Origin of the sequence: Enterococcus sp. AZ129 (genome assembly GCF_051714505.1) — a bacterium.
Classification (GTDB): Bacteria; Bacillota; Bacilli; order Lactobacillales; family Enterococcaceae; genus Enterococcus; species Enterococcus faecalis.
On record NZ_JBIORY010000001.1, the window covers coordinates 1,785,533 to 1,801,944 of the forward strand.

General features: G+C 36.4%; 16 protein-coding genes. All 16 read right to left on the reverse strand.

Annotation, left to right across the window (positions count from 1 at the left end; translation table 11 throughout):
* Nucleotides 1-24: 24 nt before the first annotated feature.
* On the reverse strand, nt 25-1,032 hold the full coding sequence (locus tag IGJ90_RS08910) for a class I SAM-dependent methyltransferase (protein ID WP_002357063.1): 1,008 nt from the start codon (nt 1,030-1,032) through the stop codon (nt 25-27).
* A 128-nt stretch (nt 1,033-1,160) separates the two neighbouring features.
* Nucleotides 1,161-1,514, reverse strand: a complete 354-nt coding sequence (gene comGG, locus IGJ90_RS08915; RefSeq protein ID WP_002366892.1) for a competence type IV pilus minor pilin ComGG — start codon at nt 1,512-1,514, stop codon at nt 1,161-1,163.
* Nucleotides 1,514-1,948: a competence type IV pilus minor pilin ComGF gene (comGF, locus tag IGJ90_RS08920; protein ID WP_002366893.1), complete on the reverse strand. Its 435-nt coding sequence runs from the start codon at nt 1,946-1,948 to the stop codon at nt 1,514-1,516. The genes comGG and comGF overlap by 1 nt, the downstream gene beginning before the upstream one ends.
* Nucleotides 1,938-2,264, reverse strand: a complete 327-nt coding sequence (locus IGJ90_RS08925) for a type II secretion system protein (RefSeq protein ID WP_025186644.1) — start codon at nt 2,262-2,264, stop codon at nt 1,938-1,940. The genes comGF and IGJ90_RS08925 overlap by 11 nt, the downstream gene beginning before the upstream one ends.
* Nucleotides 2,230-2,676 carry a competence type IV pilus minor pilin ComGD gene (gene comGD / locus IGJ90_RS08930; RefSeq protein WP_002366895.1) on the reverse strand — a complete coding sequence of 149 codons (447 nt, stop codon included), beginning with the start codon at nt 2,674-2,676 and terminating at the stop codon, nt 2,230-2,232. The genes IGJ90_RS08925 and comGD overlap by 35 nt, the downstream gene beginning before the upstream one ends.
* A complete protein-coding gene (gene comGC / locus IGJ90_RS08935; protein WP_002366896.1) occupies nt 2,673-2,948 on the reverse strand; it encodes a competence type IV pilus major pilin ComGC in 276 nt (91 codons plus the stop codon). The genes comGD and comGC overlap by 4 nt, the downstream gene beginning before the upstream one ends.
* A complete protein-coding gene (comGB, locus tag IGJ90_RS08940; RefSeq protein WP_002366897.1) occupies nt 2,948-3,994 on the reverse strand; it encodes a competence type IV pilus assembly protein ComGB in 1,047 nt (348 codons plus the stop codon). Before comGB ends, comGC begins: the two co-directional genes overlap by 1 nt.
* Nucleotides 3,951-4,919, reverse strand: coding sequence for a competence type IV pilus ATPase ComGA (comGA, locus tag IGJ90_RS08945; protein ID WP_002374519.1), 969 nt, complete (start codon nt 4,917-4,919; stop codon nt 3,951-3,953). The genes comGB and comGA overlap by 44 nt, the downstream gene beginning before the upstream one ends.
* Nucleotides 4,920-5,159: 240 nt before the next feature.
* Complete coding sequence (locus IGJ90_RS08950; protein WP_002362058.1) at nt 5,160-6,488, reverse strand: APC family permease; 1,329 nt, start codon at nt 6,486-6,488, stop codon at nt 5,160-5,162.
* Between the two features lie 289 nt (nt 6,489-6,777).
* Complete coding sequence (gene rlmN, locus IGJ90_RS08955; RefSeq protein ID WP_002356987.1) at nt 6,778-7,851, reverse strand: 23S rRNA (adenine(2503)-C(2))-methyltransferase RlmN; 1,074 nt, start codon at nt 7,849-7,851, stop codon at nt 6,778-6,780.
* A 124-nt stretch (nt 7,852-7,975) separates the two neighbouring features.
* Nucleotides 7,976-9,805: an ABC transporter permease gene (locus tag IGJ90_RS08960; protein ID WP_010713274.1), complete on the reverse strand. Its 1,830-nt coding sequence runs from the start codon at nt 9,803-9,805 to the stop codon at nt 7,976-7,978.
* Nucleotides 9,795-10,544 carry an ABC transporter ATP-binding protein gene (locus tag IGJ90_RS08965; RefSeq protein WP_010822976.1) on the reverse strand — a complete coding sequence of 250 codons (750 nt, stop codon included), beginning with the start codon at nt 10,542-10,544 and terminating at the stop codon, nt 9,795-9,797. Before IGJ90_RS08965 ends, IGJ90_RS08960 begins: the two co-directional genes overlap by 11 nt.
* Nucleotides 10,545-10,661: 117 nt before the next feature.
* Nucleotides 10,662-11,363: a GntR family transcriptional regulator gene (locus IGJ90_RS08970; protein ID WP_002356983.1), complete on the reverse strand. Its 702-nt coding sequence runs from the start codon at nt 11,361-11,363 to the stop codon at nt 10,662-10,664.
* A gap of 130 nt (nt 11,364-11,493) precedes the next feature.
* Nucleotides 11,494-13,917 carry a DNA translocase FtsK gene (locus IGJ90_RS08975; RefSeq protein ID WP_002366902.1) on the reverse strand — a complete coding sequence of 808 codons (2,424 nt, stop codon included), beginning with the start codon at nt 13,915-13,917 and terminating at the stop codon, nt 11,494-11,496.
* 313 nt (nt 13,918-14,230) lie between these two features.
* The gene (locus IGJ90_RS08980) at nt 14,231-15,442 is read right to left on the reverse strand and encodes an NAD(P)/FAD-dependent oxidoreductase (protein ID WP_002366903.1); all 1,212 of its coding nucleotides are present in this window, start codon (nt 15,440-15,442) and stop codon (nt 14,231-14,233) included.
* Nucleotides 15,443-15,470: 28 nt separating this feature from the next.
* Nucleotides 15,471-16,376: a prenyltransferase gene (locus tag IGJ90_RS08985; RefSeq protein WP_002360016.1), complete on the reverse strand. Its 906-nt coding sequence runs from the start codon at nt 16,374-16,376 to the stop codon at nt 15,471-15,473.
* Nucleotides 16,377-16,412: the final 36 nt, after the last annotated feature.

A 16,412-nucleotide genomic window follows, 5' to 3' on the forward strand; every position in this document is an offset into this window, starting at 1 on the left:
AATTTTCTCCTCTTCGTTACTATTTTATTTTAAATTTGAAGCTTTCCAAGCTTCAAATTGTTTAAAGAACTCCGTTACTTTATTGATATCTTTCAAAGAGGCAAGTTTTGCTAACAAAACTTCCTTCACTTGCTCAGCATCTGCACCCTTGTTTTGAACAAGCAAGATACTTTTACGTGATTGTTCTGACTTAAACAATTCATCAGGTAACTGTATCATTCCTTGTAAATAGACATTTTTTGTCAACCAATTTTTAAAGAATTCACTTTGCTCAGTCTCTAAAATATTGGTCGGGATTAAGAATAAGCCAAACCCTGCTGGCTTCACGTATTTCATAGCTTGCTCCATTAATAAATGATGCGCATAACTATGGCCTTCCTCCGCAGCAGCAGCAAATCCCTTTGCTCGCTCATCATTTGGATAGTAGCCAATCGGCAAGTCACTTAATGCTAAATCAACTGGATCCAATAACAAATCTTGCAATCCGTCTTGATGGAACAACTGAATATTGGCTTGTGACCAAGCATTGTTCACAGAAGATACTGCCAAAAGTGTTTCATCGATATCCACACCATAACCAGAAACTTTGTAACCAGCTGTTTCAAGGTTCAGCAGAACCGTTAACAGTAAATTTCCCATTCCTGAAGCAGGATCTAAAATTTTTAATGGCTCTGATTTATTTGTTAATTGTTCTACTAAATAAACAAACAAAAAGCCAATACCGTCTGGCGTCAATTGATGATTTGCTTGAAGCTGCTCTTTTCTCGTTCCTTTTAACAAAAGTAATTGGGACAAGCGTCGCACATCTTCAGGAGCTAAATCAATTTTTTTAATCGTATGATACAGCGTTTCTAATTGTTTCACTGTCTCTGGATTAGGTACTCCGTCAAGTACTCGTACTTGAAAATCATCTAAAATATTTTCACCATTTTCAATATACGCATCTAAAAAAGAAGTATCCAATGACTGTTGCAATAACTGGATTGCTTGTTCCATTGGCTCGAAAGCCTCTTCAATTTTTTCTGGGAACAAATTAGCACCTCTATTCTATTCAAAATGTAACAACTTCCATACCTGTTTTATTTTAACGAAAAAAGAAAGAATAATCAATGCCTTTACTGTCTTTCTTCTAAAATCTAATAATTTGTAGAAAAACAACGCTATTCCAGCATTGTTTCCGCTTTTTTTTGATGAGAAACTCTCTCTTGATATTGGTATTTTCGACCAGATTTGTTTAATAAAACAGTTATTCTTAATTGTTCATTTTTGTATGTATAATCGAGGGTTACTTGCTCGTACATGAGCTTTTCTTCTGTTTTTAACTTTCGTCTATTTTGTTTAACATCTGCAAGAAATAAATGAAGGATACTTTTCCCTGCATAGTATTCCTGGGTAGCTTGCGTAAATTTTTGTGTTAACTGACGTTCTTCTAGTAACTGAAGGGCGAGAAAACTCATCAAATAAACAAATGCCACGGCCGTGAACAATAAGTTTCCTGAATATTTTTGCCTCATTAAAATTCTCCCTTTATTGGAAAAGAACTATCAAATGTTTTTCCAGAAGTAAAAGTAACTTCCAAAGTAAACGATTGTCCTTCATTTTTAAACTGTCCATTTTTGATACCAATTAACAGCGGTTGATAGCCTTTACCATTGACTCGCTTAATAATTTTATCTTCTTTGATTTGAATTGAAATAGTCTTGTTTGTTTCTGAGTCGAGGAAAGAAATCTCTTGAGCAGAGCCTGTTTGGAAAACGAGCTTTTGACATTCTTTTTCTAATTGAATTAAAAAAATATGCCAGGATTTCGAATCATTGTTTTTCAAATATTGATTTCCGATAAAACTTTGTTGAATCATCAACTGAAACAATTGACACATACAACTTAAAACGACTAGTGCCACTAAACACTCTAACATCGTAAAACCCGCATATTTTTTATTGACCAATCAAAATCGCTCCTCTTGAATCTGTGACTTTTAGTATCCATCTTCCCTTGTTCTCCATCAAAGAAAATCGGTAAGTTTCTCCTTGATATATCCGCTCTTTGAAACGTAAATCACCCGTCTGCTCTAAAAATAAAATTGCTTCGTATCCTAGACGAGTGCGCGTTAATTCTTGCTCACGTTGATAATTTTGCTGAATTAATTGTGTAATAGTCAGGGAGAATATCCCTGCTACCACACATACAATACTAAAACTAACGAGACTCTCTAATAAAATAAAACCGCTATAAATAGTTAATTTTCTTCGTATATTTGCCACTCCCCATTTGAAATTGTAAAATAAGTTGCTGTTTCTTTTCAGTCCAAGTAAAAATATATTTCACTAAACGGCCATTGTTCCCTGACGAATGAAGAAAACTGAGCTTGCTTGGACCACTCACTGTCATTTTTTCAGGTACAGCTAGCGAAGTCCTTCGAGCTGATTGGTTCAATTTATCAGGAAATGAAAAGCTTTGTTGTTCTTCAAAAAACCAAACTTCTTGTGTTTCCTCTAAAACAATTGCTTGCTGTTGTGCAAAACGAAGTTGTTTTTCTACCGTAGCAAGAAACTGTTCAATTTTTAACGTTTCTTGCCAGCGGTGAATAGCGAGTGTTGGGAGCATAGTCATAAAGCAAACAATCGTTAAACTAGCAAGTGTTTCCATTAATGTGAATCCTGCTGACTTGTTCATTGCTTTTCTGCTGTATATTTATCTAACTGCTCTTTAGTAATGTAGCCTTCGTTGACTAATTCATTTAAGGAAGGCGTCCTATTTTTTTCTAGTGTATAGAGCTCGATTTGTGATTCTACAATTTTTACGATTGCTTCATTGCCTTTTTTGTCAACTGTTTCTTTATGTTTCGCTAAGTTAGGGACAAAAAGTAAAATCAATACGGAAATAATCAATAAGACAATCAACATTTCTAATAATGTAAACCCCGCGTATTTTTGTTTCTTTTTCATTATAAAACTCCTTCCATATTGCCATAAATAGGCAGCAACATCGCCCCATAGACACCGATAATTAAACAAGCAATTATGATAAAAACAAATGGTTGAACAAGGGTAATGACTCGTTCAATTTTTTTGAAAAAACCTTGGAAACAGACATTACTATAAACCATCAACTCCTTGCCTAATTTTCCTTTTACTTCTCCTTGTTGAATCATTAAGCCCAATGCTTTTGTAAAAAAAGGATAAGCAGCTAATTGTCTATGTAAGGTTTCACCAACTAGCAGTCCTTCACTAATTGCTCCAGCTAATTCTTTCATTAAGGGGTAATTGGTTGTATGGCGCATCAAATCGATGACCTCTTTCATTTCTAATCCTTGTGCAAGCAACTTCCCCCATTCTAGTGCAAAAAAAGCACTGACGTATTCCCGATAAAGGCCACGAATAATTGGCAGTTTCAGATATACGAAGGCCCGCTGAATAGCAGACTGATGCTTCAAATAACGGTTTAAAATGAAGAAACTAAATGAGAGGACAAAAACTAAGGTAACCAGAATGTATGGACTGTAAACAATCAGAAGAATCCCAATATTTTTAGAATAACTATTGGCATCATTTTCCATTAATTGGGGCAATAAAAATTGCCGAATACCAACAATGACGAGAATCAAAAAAACAATCAGGAGCAGCGGATAACTAATTATTTTATAGAACTGTTGCCGATATTTTTCCGTTTGAAAAAAATGTTCGGAAATCGCTTGTAGTGTCCCTACCAAATCCCCGTGTGCAGTAGCAAACGACAATTGTGCCGAGACCATTGTTGAAAATCCTAATTCTTCAACTAAAGCTTGTAAGGCAATGCCTGAGGAAAAGCCTTCAACTAAAAAAGTTATACTGTGCTGAGGTAAGGCGTTTGATTTTTTCATGAAGGAAAAACTTTCTTGTATATTAAAACCATTTGCAAGTAAATCCGCTAATAGTTTCAGAAAAAGCTGCTGTTGTTTTTTCGTTAATTTATTCGATGGCTTGAAAATACGTTTTTTCTGTAATAAACCCATACGCCCACGCCTTTCTTAGATTCTTTTGCCAACTACTCTTTATAACGGCTTCCTTAAAGAAGAAATAATCATATAGAATTCCCGCTACTTGTTCCTTATTAATCGTGGTTGTCAAAATCTGTTGGTAAATGATACCTTGCAAGCATTCAGCCAATTCATGCTCTGGGCCACCTAATTCTATCAAACGCCGTTGCACCCCCAATAAGTTACGGGCGTGAATTGTCGCAAAGATAGTATGACCCGTTAAGGCTGCTCGAATAACTGCTTGAGCCGTCTCGCCATCACGAATTTCACCAATAATCAAAATATCAGGATGATGGCGCAAGCAAACTTTGATCAAGGCTTCGTACGTTAACTGAATTTTTTCATTTGTTTGCAACTGTAAAAACTGCTTTTCCTCAATTTCAACAGGATCCTCAATCGCTATCACTTGTTGTTCGCCACTTCTTTGTTTAGCCACACGATACATGGTTGTTGTTTTCCCAGAACCAACTGGCCCACTGAATAAATAAAGTCCTCGTTTCTGACAAGATGCTTCAATTTCATTCAGCTGGTGGGGAAAGAAAAAATGTTCAGCTTGTTCACCAAATCGGTGCAAAAAACGAATTACCAAGCTCTCTCGATTCTGAAAATCTCCCACAGATGATAAACGCAAGCGTTGCTTCGTCTCGCCAATTAGATAAGTTGTCGCGCCTAATTGTGCTTTTCGTCTTTCTCCGACATCCATGCCGCCTATAAATTTAAAGTGGAAAATTAACTTTTCGCCTATTTCTGCGGAAACTTGTGTGTAAGGTGTCCGTTGCATCCCTGTCCGAAAAGAGATAGCTATTTCGGTATCATTGGGTAAAAAATAAACGTCTTGCGCCCCATGAAGGACGCCCCATTCAATTAATTGATGAGCTAATTTTTTTACATTTTCAGTCATTCATTTCCTCCTCTCACTAATAAACTACGCATTTATTTTATGATTTCAGCAAAAAAAAGAACCTTCACCAGTAAGATGAAGGTTCTTTTTTTGAAGTTTGCGCTGTCCATCTATCTTCCCCAAAATAGTGGAACTCCTAGACACTTAGTATTATACTAAAAAAATCTTGCGTTTAGTTTTCAAAAATTTCTCTGAATCACAAAATTTTTGAGAAAAACTATGATAATCCGATTGGATCGTTTACGTTTTTGGCTTCGTTTTTTGTTTATTAACTAAATAAACTGGAATTCCTAGAAGCGTAATTCCTATACCAATCAATGCTAGAATAGGCTGTGTAATACTCGTTGTAACCAAGATGAAGATACCACCTAGACTTGCGATAATTGGAATAATTGGATAGCCAGGAACCTTATACGGTCGTTTTAATTCAGGTTCTCGTTTTCTTAAAATAAAAACGGCTAAGAAAATTAATAGATTAAACAGCCACATAACAAAAACTAACATATCCGTCAATAAATCGAAGGTCCCGAAAAACATCATGATAATGGCTACAGCTAACTGGAAAATTCCAGCAACGTAAGGAACAACAAAGCGTTTAGACAACTTTTGAAACTGACGGCTAAAAGGCATCAGATTATCTAAGGCTAAGGCATAAGGAATCCGAATCCCTGTCATTGTGTAGCCGTTTAACGCACCATATACAGAGATTAAAATCCCAATAGTTACGATTTTGCCGCCAATTGGTCCAAAAATAGCCACAGAAGCATCCGAAGCTGCATTCAAATTCCCAGCGATTTGCTCAATTGGTAATGTTTTTAGAAACACAAAATTAATTAAAGCATAAATTAAAGTAATCAATAACAAACCAAAAATAATGGCTTTAGGCAAGTCTCTTTCTGGTCGCTTCATTTCACCAGCCACGTTACCCACACCTAGCCAGCCATCATAAGCAAACATGGTGGCGACTAAGGCGCCACTAAAAGCAACTAAAAAGCCAGTATTCGCTGTTGTTTCAACAGGAAAAAGTGAAACAGCTACCTGTCCTGGAGTAAATAATCCTACTAAAGAAATCAAGGCAATTGGAATCAGTTTTACCACCAATGTTGTTGATTGGACCAAAGAAGCAATTTTTGTTCCTAATAAATTAATTATCGTGATACTGGTTCCCGCAAGAATGGCAATTGGAATCAATAAATTTGCCGATAGATGAAACAAATTGATTAGTTGTGTACTAAAAATAATGGATAACGCCGAAATGTTGGCAGGATAATAAATGATACTTTGTGCCCACCCTAAAAGAAAACCAGCTAATTTACCATATGTATATTCAATATACTTCACTGCGCCACCTGTTTCAGGGATTGCTGTAGCAAGTTCGGCGCTGGTTAATCCTGCACAAATGGTTAAGGCACCACCTAACACCCAAGCAAAGATAGCTAAACTAGCTGACTGTGCGTGTCCAACGACACTCGCAGCTTTAAAGAAAACACCAGCGCCAATCACCGTACCCATTACCGTGGATAACGCACCAAACGTTGTTATCTCTCTTTTTAATTGCTTTTTCTCCATAGACTCCCTCATTTCATTTAAACTAAACAAGCGTAACAAAATTTCACTTTCTTGAAAAGATAACGAAAATAATAGCTGTTTTCATGAAAAATTCTGTGACGATCTCTTTTCAGTATAGCTATTTCTTTTAGAATTTCAAGTTTGAAAACCACAAAAAGAAAATTTGTCATAAAAGTTTTAGAGCATTCATCTTTTGTTTATAAGCAAGAATGGAAAAACCGACGATTTTTTATTAAATAAACGAAAAATCGAATCAAAAAGAAACCTTTCTGATCCGATTTTAACTACGTTATTGGTTTTTGACTTTTTCTTTTTTCATTTGTTTGCTGCGTAATTGTCCGCAAGCCGCATCAATATCTGTTCCGTGTTCTTTACGAATAACACAATTGATGCCATTCTTTTTGAGTACATCATAAAATTTTAAAACCGCTTCTTTAGAGCTTCGGCTATATTGATCGTGTTCACTCACCGGGTTATACGGAATCAGATTAACATAAGAAAGTTTTTTCTTATTCCGTAGTAAATCTGCTAATTGTTGAGCATGTTCTGGTCGGTCGTTCACTTGACTCAACATAATATATTCAAATGTAACACGTCGGTTGGTTTTTTCAATGTATTCATCAATTGCTGCCATTAATTTTTCAATTGGAAAACTACGATTAATCCGCATAATTGATGTACGGACTTCGTTGTTAGGAGCATGTAATGAGATTGCTAAGTTTACTTGTAGTCCACTGTCTGCAAATTCACGAATTTTTGGCACTAAACCACTTGTTGAAACTGTAATATGGCGGGCACCAATGGCCAAACCTTTATCATCATTAATCGTTCGTAAAAAGTTCATGACATTTGCATAATTATCAAATGGTTCACCAATTCCCATCACAACGACATGGCTAACACGTTCATCCAACCCACGTTCATCGAAATAATGTTGCACCCACATAATTTGGGCAACAATCTCGCCAGCAGTTAAATCTCTTTGTTTTTTTAATAGCCCACTAGCACAAAATGTACACCCAATATTGCAGCCAACTTGAGTGGTCACACAAACAGATAATCCATATTCTTGACGCATCAAGACTGTTTCAATCATATTTTTATCTGGTAATTCAAATAAATATTTCACGGTACCATCTTGCGCTTCTTGCACAATGACTTGTTTTAATGGATTTAATGAAAAATTTTCTTCTAATAAAGTCATCAACGATTTAGAAATGTTCGACATTTCACTAAACGAAGCAACACGTTTTGTATACAACCATTCCCACACTTGTGTTGCGCGAAATTTCTTCTCGCCATGGGCTAAAAACCAGTCCACAAGCTGTTCTCTCGTCAGTCCATAAATGGATTCTTTCTGCATTTCTTTTCCTCATTTCTGCTATTACATTCGCTTCATAACTATAACGTATTCTCACTTTGAATGCAATATCACGAAGATCCTCATAAAAAATCGTTAAGCACGCATGCTTAACGATTTTTTATAATTAATCTTTCACTAAGTGATAAACTTTTTTGAAGTAGAACGTTCTGGCAATTAAATAGTAAACGACCTGAATCAATAAGAAAACACCTAAAACTTCCCAGCCAGCTAATTGCATTGGCTGATCTAAGACAGCATACATTGCTTTCAAAGCAACAGCTCCATGAATAAATGAAACAACAATTGGGGTAAAGAATAAAATACCTACTTGTTGGTAAATCATTTTCTTCAATTCTTTTTTCGTCAAGCCAAGTTTGTAAATCATCTTGAATTTTTCAACATCCGTATTCATATCACTGTATAAACGGAAGTATAAGAAACTACCCGCCGAAACAAAGAACACGATACCGATAAATAGTCCGACAAAAAGAACTGGCGTATAAAATTGCGTAATGGCTGCCGACATTGCAGCTGTTCCTAGTAACATTGGGTACTTGTCACCAATGATATTTTCTGCTTTTATCAATTCTTCACGATCAGTTCCTGCTTTGGGCTGCCAAATGGTATTTATTTCACTTTTAACTCCGTCTAACGGTGTTGTATCAGGAACAACTAAAATCCCTCCAGCTGTTGGCAAAACATTGGTTTTAGAGATTTTATCGACTTTTAAAGTTTGATTGTTAGCTAAACTAACTGTTTTTACGTCCACAAACATATCTGAAGGAACATTTTCTTGTTTTAAATTAACAACGCTATTCCCATCAATCGTTGGTTCGTCAATCATTTTTGCTAACTTATTATATTCTGATGCTTGAATTAAGCGGATACCTTCATTTGTTGTAAATTGTGGATACTCCACTTCATCAAACTGAATATTTTTTTCTTGGAATGTTTTTGTCGCAAATTGTTTCATTTCTTGATTTTCTGGGTTGGTCGAATCAGACAATGTCAGTTCGTACGGTACAGAACTTATTCCTTTAAAAATCATCTCGTTCACGCCGTATAACGTTCCAATGGCAGCAAAAGCGACCGTTGAAATCACCGAAACCAAGAAGAACGAACGTGCATTATCTTTCATGCGGAAAGCCAAATCTGATAAAACAACCATATTGGTTTTTTTCCAAAAGATTTTTGGTTTCCGTTTTAAACGTTCAATGACAGAAACACTCAATTGGTCAAATAAGAATTTTGTCCCTAAAATAACTAAGAAAATTACTGGGAACATCACCATTAAAACCAACTGTCCCTTAGCAACTAAAGCAATTCCGTAACCGACAACTAAAAGCAACACGGCTAAGAAAGATTTAACTTTAGAGCTTTTGATTTCACCTTTACCCATTTCTCCTGCTTTTAAGAGCTCTTGAAGTGTCGCTTTTGGCAAGCGGAATTGAATAAAGAAAGAAATTACTAAGAACAAGACCGCAAATGAAATGACAGTAATGATAAACGGCATCACTGGCAAATAAAAACCTAAACCTAGATGCATCAATAAATTGCTAATCCATAAAATAAACTGTGAAAATCCAACACCTAAAATGCTACCAAAAATTGTAGCAAAGAAACCAATCACTAAGTTTTCAATAAAAATCATTTTCTTTAACTGTTTTGGACTCATCCCTTGAATCATCAAGGTTCCAAACTCTTTTTTCCGAGATTGGATAAAGACATCCATCGAGTATAAAACGAATAAGAAAGAAAAACCATAGATTATAATTGCCGCAGCCGTCATTCCCATTTGTGCTTTAGGATTTAAACCATTAGCTAAGGCTGGGTGAAAGACAAAACCAGTGAACGTAAAAAAGATCATCACAGAAAACATTGTACTTAGGAAATAAGCCAAGTATAAATGCTTATTTCGAATCGTGTTTCTTATAACAAACTGATTAAAATTCATTATCGACACCTTCAATCTCAGCCAGTTTCATCATGATTAAATCGTAGAACTCTTTTTGGTTGCCGTTTTGGACAATTTCATCGATTAATTCACCATCTTTAATAAAGACGATGCGCTTGCAATAACTTGCGGCTAGCGGATCATGGGTTACCATTAAAATAGTCGCCGCTTCTTCTTCGTTTAATTGTTGTAACAAGCCCATCACATCCTTAGATGATTTCGTATCTAAGTTTCCTGTTGGTTCATCAGCCAATAATAATTGTGGATGATGAATCATTGCCCGAGCAACGGCGACACGCTGTGCTTGTCCACCAGAAATTTCTGCAATTCGTTTTTTCAACAGATGATTGATACCTAAACGCTCACTTAATTCTGCTAATTGTCGTTTCATTACAGAGACTTTTTCTCCATCAAGCGTCAATGGCAAAATAATATTTTCTTCAACAGTTAATGTTGGCATTAAATTAAAGCTTTGAAAAACAAATCCTAATTCTGTACGACGGAATTTAGCAATTTGTTCTTGATTCAAATTGTTTGGATTTTTTCCATTTAAAAGTATTTCACCGTCTGTTGGACTATCGATTGTTGCCAATAAATTTAAAAGTGTACTTTTCCCACTTCCAGAAGGTCCCATAATACCAATAAATTCACCATCTTGGACAGTTAAATTAATCCCTTTTAAAGCTTCATATTTAATTTCGTTTCCGTAAACTTTTTTCAAATTTTGTACTTCTAACATATTTTCCACTCCTATTCTTCTCACTCATTTAGTGTATCGAAAACGAAAAAAAACGACAATAGAAAAGAATAACAATGAACTTACATTACTGTAAGTGCACTGTTATTCTTTTAAAAGTTATGCTTCATATTCAATCACATAAGGATGAATCTTCGTATTATAAATAGCTTCTGAATATTCTACGCAACGACCTGTTGGGCTTAACGAACGCCGAATTCTTTTTAAGCCCGTTGTTTCAGTTGTTTGCAACATCTTTTGCTCTGCTTCTGTCAAAGTTGCAACTTCAAAACGGTCTTCAAATTTATAAATTTCAATGGCATGTCGATCCATCAAACGATACAAGGATTCTTCTTTGTATTCAGTCAATGATACGTCTTTCATGGCAGCTGGCAAATAGTAATTAAAATAAATATAGGGTTGTTCATCGATTAGATATAACCGTGAAAGGTGAACCACTTCTTCTCCTAAAAATTGATAAGCAGGCATCTCTTTTGACAACGTCAAGTTTTCAACTTGTAAAACCTTTTTAGTTACTTTCTGACCTGATTCATTCAAAAATTCAGTGAATGTCCCTGCTTTTGATAGTTTATTATAGGGACGATTGCTTAACACAGTTGTGCCTCGGCCACTTTTTTTCTCAACAAATTCTTCTGTTGCTAACATTTCGATTGCCCGCCGAATCGTAATTTTACTAACGTTAAACATCTCTTCCAATTCTGTTTCTGTTGGTAAAAACGTTCCTACTGGATACTTGCCACTCAAAATATCTTCTTTAATCTGATCTGCTACTTCTAAATAAAGCACGCTCTTTCTTCTCATGATACGCTCCCTCCCAACCGCACTATTCCTTTCTATTTTACCAGAAAATTATGATTATAACATGATGCTTTGCTGAAATTATAAAAAAAGAACAAAAATAGATAAATTTATCTATTTTTGTTCTTTTTGTTTATTGTTCTGGTGTTTCAGGTGCTGCCTCTTCTGATTCCGCTTGTAGAAAGACTTTTCTTGGTTTGCTACCTTCTGATGGTCCAATAACTCCGTGTGCTTCCAATTCATCTACTAAGCGAGCCGCACGATTATAGCCAATTCTAAAACGTCTTTGTAGCAATGAAATACTAGCTGTTTGCATTTCAACCACCAAGTTTTTCGCTTCTTCAAACAACTCATCTTGAGGAGCTTCGCCACCGCCTGAAGTGGTCGGTTCATCTGTTGGCATCATGCTTTCTTGATATTCAGCTTCTTGTTGGTCCGTTACAAACGCAACCACTCGTTCGACTTCTTGATCAGAGATAAAGGCCCCTTGGATACGAATTGGTTTATTTTCTCCCATTGGTAAGAAGAGCATATCGCCTCGACCTAATAGTTTCTCCGCCCCGTTGGTATCAATAATGGTACGCGAGTCTGTCCCACTTGAGACCGCAAAAGCCATTCGAGAAGGGACATTTGCTTTGATGATTCCTGTAATGACATCCACACTTGGCCGTTGTGTCGCTAAAATCATATGAATACCCGCTGCCCGTGCCATTTGGGCTAAGCGGATAATCGCATCTTCTACTTCATTACTTGCCACCATCATTAAATCAGCTAACTCATCCACAATGACAACAATAAATGGCAGAATCGGACGATTTTCGCCATCTTCCGCATTTTTCTGTTGAATTAGTTGATTGTAACCAGTAATATTTCGGACGCCTGTTGCTGCAAATTTTTCATAACGAAATTCCATTTCTTGAACTACTTTTTGTAGGGCTTGGGCCGCTTTTCTCGGATTAGTAACCACTGGCGTTAATAAATGAGGAATCCCGTTATACACATTCAATTCTACCATTTTCGGGTCAATCATCATTAATTTTACTTCATGGGGTTTCGCTTGCATCAAAATACCTGTGATGATGCCATTGATAGCAACCGATTTCCCACTCCCTGTCGATCCCGCAATTAATAAATGCGGCATTTTTGATAGATCCGCAGTTTGAACCATCCCTGAAATATCTCGACCTAAAGGTACTTCTAATAGTTTGTCTGGATGACTTGGTTGTGCCTCAACAATATCTCTAAAGGATACTGTACTAATTGCACTATTAGGAACTTCAATCCCGATTAGTGATTTCCCAGGAATTGGAGCCTCCATACGAACATCTTTGGCCGCAAGCGCTAAAGCAATGTCATCCGTCAAGTTAACAATTTTGCTAACTTTTACCCCAACAGCGGGTTGAACTTCAAATTTTGTGACAGATGGTCCTAAACTAGCTTTGACTACTTTAGCATCAACACCAAAACTCTTGAAGGTTTGTTCTAAGACGCCAATATTTTTTTCGATTTTTTCATATTCACCACTTTGATCCGTTGCTTGAATTGTATCTAACAAATCAGTTGGTGGTAGTTGATAATCACGATCTTCCGCTTCTTCAGAAATTTCAAATTCGAGAACACCAGCTTCATCTGACGCCTCTTCTTCCTGCTCTCGTTGCGGTTTTGTTGCTGCGATTGGTGGTACAGGCATCGCCTGATTTTGCTGTTGAAACGAATCAATTTGAACAGGCGTTGGTGCAGCCGGTTCTTCCACCATTGGTTGGTGGGTTTCAACTGGTGTTTTTGTTAAGCGCTCGGCTGCCGCTTGTTCCATGCGTTCCCGCTCTTGTAATTTTTGTTGGGCAGCGGCTTCAATTTTTGCTTGGCGTTCTGCAGCTTTGGCTTCTTTCTTCGCTGCTCGCTTCGCCTCTTTTTCTTCTTGTCGCGCCTGTGATTTTGCCGAAACATGACTTAGGCGATCTTGAATACTTTGGAAATGATCAACAATTTGCTGAAAATCCCACATACTCATCAAGAAAATACCCGCTAACAGTAGCAATGTGGCAATTAAATAGCTGCCAAATTGTGCCACCAAAAAGTACGTTCCTTGATAAAGCAGCGCGCCAATCATACCGCCCCCTACGTTTTGCGTCACTTGGTTGGCTTTTAAATCGCTTTGCAAAAATTCCCAAGTGTTACCTAAAATATCTGGTTGACTGCCACTAACATTTCGAAACATAAAGGCATGGAAAAATAACAAAACACTAATATAAATCAGAACAGCCCCAAAAATAGGGCGCCCTCTTTTTAACGGAAAATCTTTCCCATAAATCATGACTAATAAGCCATACAGGATTAGTAAAATCGCTGCAAATGGAAAGGTATTACCTACAACTAAGCGTAAACAATTCGCTAATAACGTGCCTAAAAACCCTAAGCGAAAGAGTCCAAAGACACCGAATAAAATAAAAATCAGGCCAAGAAACATATAATTTAAACGTTCTTGTTGTTGCTGTTGTTTTTTGGTCTTTTTCTTTGTCGTACTTTTTTTCTTATTTGTTGCTCTTTTTTGTGCCATTTAACTTCCCTCTTTCCATCACTTCTCATTATACATAAAAATGGAATCGAACAAAAGTGCCCACCTCATTTTACTTGAAAAATCATGGAAATTTTTTAAAAACTTTCATTTAAGAAAAATGAGCGTGGGACAAAAATCACTTTGGATTTTTGCTCTACGCTCAAAAACTGATAAACGGCGGGAACAGAACCAACTCCTTCGGAAATAAGCCGAAATTCTCCAAAAATTAAAGAGCAATTTTCGGAAATTTCTTCTTATTTCTCGGAGCTAAACGGTTCTGTCCCGACCTCATTATTTCTTATTTTGCTGATTCTTAATGGTATAAGTCGAAACGACCTTTAGCCATCATTTCTTTGGTACCACCTGTTTCAAAGAGCGCTTTGTTCATGATAATTTTTTTCATGAATGAAGCTGGGTATCCTTTAATGTCTGTTTTACCAACAATTCCTAAAGCACGTGTATTTCCGACAGAACAAACAGAACCTTGTGATTTAAAGCTGAAAGGTTTAGTTGCTTCCCCTTTCAATTGTGCTTGAATATTTTTAGCAGCATGAGCGCCCATCTTCAAGGCGATTTGTGCTGTTGTTGGGTAAGGTCGATTGGTTTCTGTATCCATAACTGCTGAGCAGTCACCAATAATATAGACGTTGCTATGGTTCGCATCTGTTAAATCTGGTTGAACCATGACACGACCACGACGAGCTTCAAATCCAGAATCGCCTACAACGTGGCTCCCACTAACACCCGTTGTCCAAATAATTGTTTTAGCAGAAAGTTCTGCCAAGTCGCCTGCTTCGTTATCTTGATAAACAACTGCGCCTGGTTTGATTTCTTTAATCGGTTTACCTAATAATAAATGAATAGCTGAATCTTTTAATAATTGCACACCATAGTTCGCAAGTTTTTCGTTAAACATCGGCAATAGGCGAGTAACTGCTTCGACACAATAAATTTGGATTTGATCTGCTGAGACACCTGCGATTTCAGCAAATTTTTGTTTGTTTTCAACAAGAGAACCTAATAATTCAATCCCTGTAAAGCCTGCTCCGCAGACAACAATTTTTAAGAATTCTTCGTTTTGAGTTGCTTTGTATTGACGCATTTGTTCTTGGATATGTTCATACACGTTTAAAGCCGTTTTCACATCTACCATTTGTAGAGCATGTTCTTGCACACCAGGGATACCAAATGATTCTGATTCAAACCCAAGAGAAACAACTAAGTAATCATAATTGATTGTTTGACCATCTTCTAAAGCAACTGTTTGTGTTGCAGCATCAATTGTTTTAACTGTTCCTTGGATAAAGGTTGTCATTTTTTCATCGACAACATCCATAATATTGTATGTGATTTTTTCAGCTGGTTGTGTTCCAGCAGCAACTTCATGCAAATCCGTTGCTTCGTAGTGATAGTTGTTACGATCCACTAAAGTAATTTCGACGTCTTTGGCGCCTTTTTGTAATTCGCGTAATGTTTTTAAGCCTGCGTAACCAGCACCTAAAATAACAACATGTTTCTTATTCATTTTGATTCCCTTCCACTCTATAAAAAATTTACAGCCACCACAAACCTATGGCAAAAAATAGCACTTGTGCAGTTGCTCCCACAGCTAAGATCTTCACAGCACAAACAAATGTTTTACTCTTCACTTGTTCCTTCAGTAAGGCTTGGGTTTGTTTCCGTACAAAAGGTAAAGTTAAAAGCATGAGTAACATTGTTGGCGGGGTTAATCCTAAACCGACAGCTAACAAAATGGCTAACATTGCTATTGTATTTAATCCGACGAATAATTTCAAAGAACTTGCTTTGCCAAGGTAATGAACTAATGTATATCTCTTGTTATTTTCATCTTCCTCTAAGTCACAGATATTATTTGCTAACATTAAGTTAGCAATGTAACAAGTGTTAGGTAAGGCGACTAAGAAAATCCCCCATAAATTAGCTGCTGACCAATTGAAAACTTCAAACGTATTAATGTAGACACAAATAAGGGTAATCATGAACCCCATTGTAAATCCTGAGAAAACTTCCCCTAATGGTAGACTGGATAAAGGTTTCGGTCCTGATGAATAAAAAATACCAATTAAGTAACAATAAAGACCCATAATTAATAACGGCCAGCCGACAATAAATGACAACCCAATCCCCATTAAAGCAGAAACGAGAATCATCCAAAAAATCATTTTGCGTATTAATGGCAAAGATAAATTTTCTCGACCGATAATGTTCGTTTTTTCCTTATAATCATGAACTTCTGTGGCATGATGGTAATCATTATAATTATCTAAAATATCGACCGCCATATTAAAAATAAACATCGCAATGAAAAAAATTAAAACATAACCAACATGGAGCCGCCCATATTGGTACCAACTAAAACAAATTCCTAACAAAAATGGCAAAACACTCGCTGTTTTTGCTTTTAATTCTACTAATTCAAAAAATATTTCTCGATTCAAACTATCCCTCCGCTACTTTTTTACAAACTTTGTTAC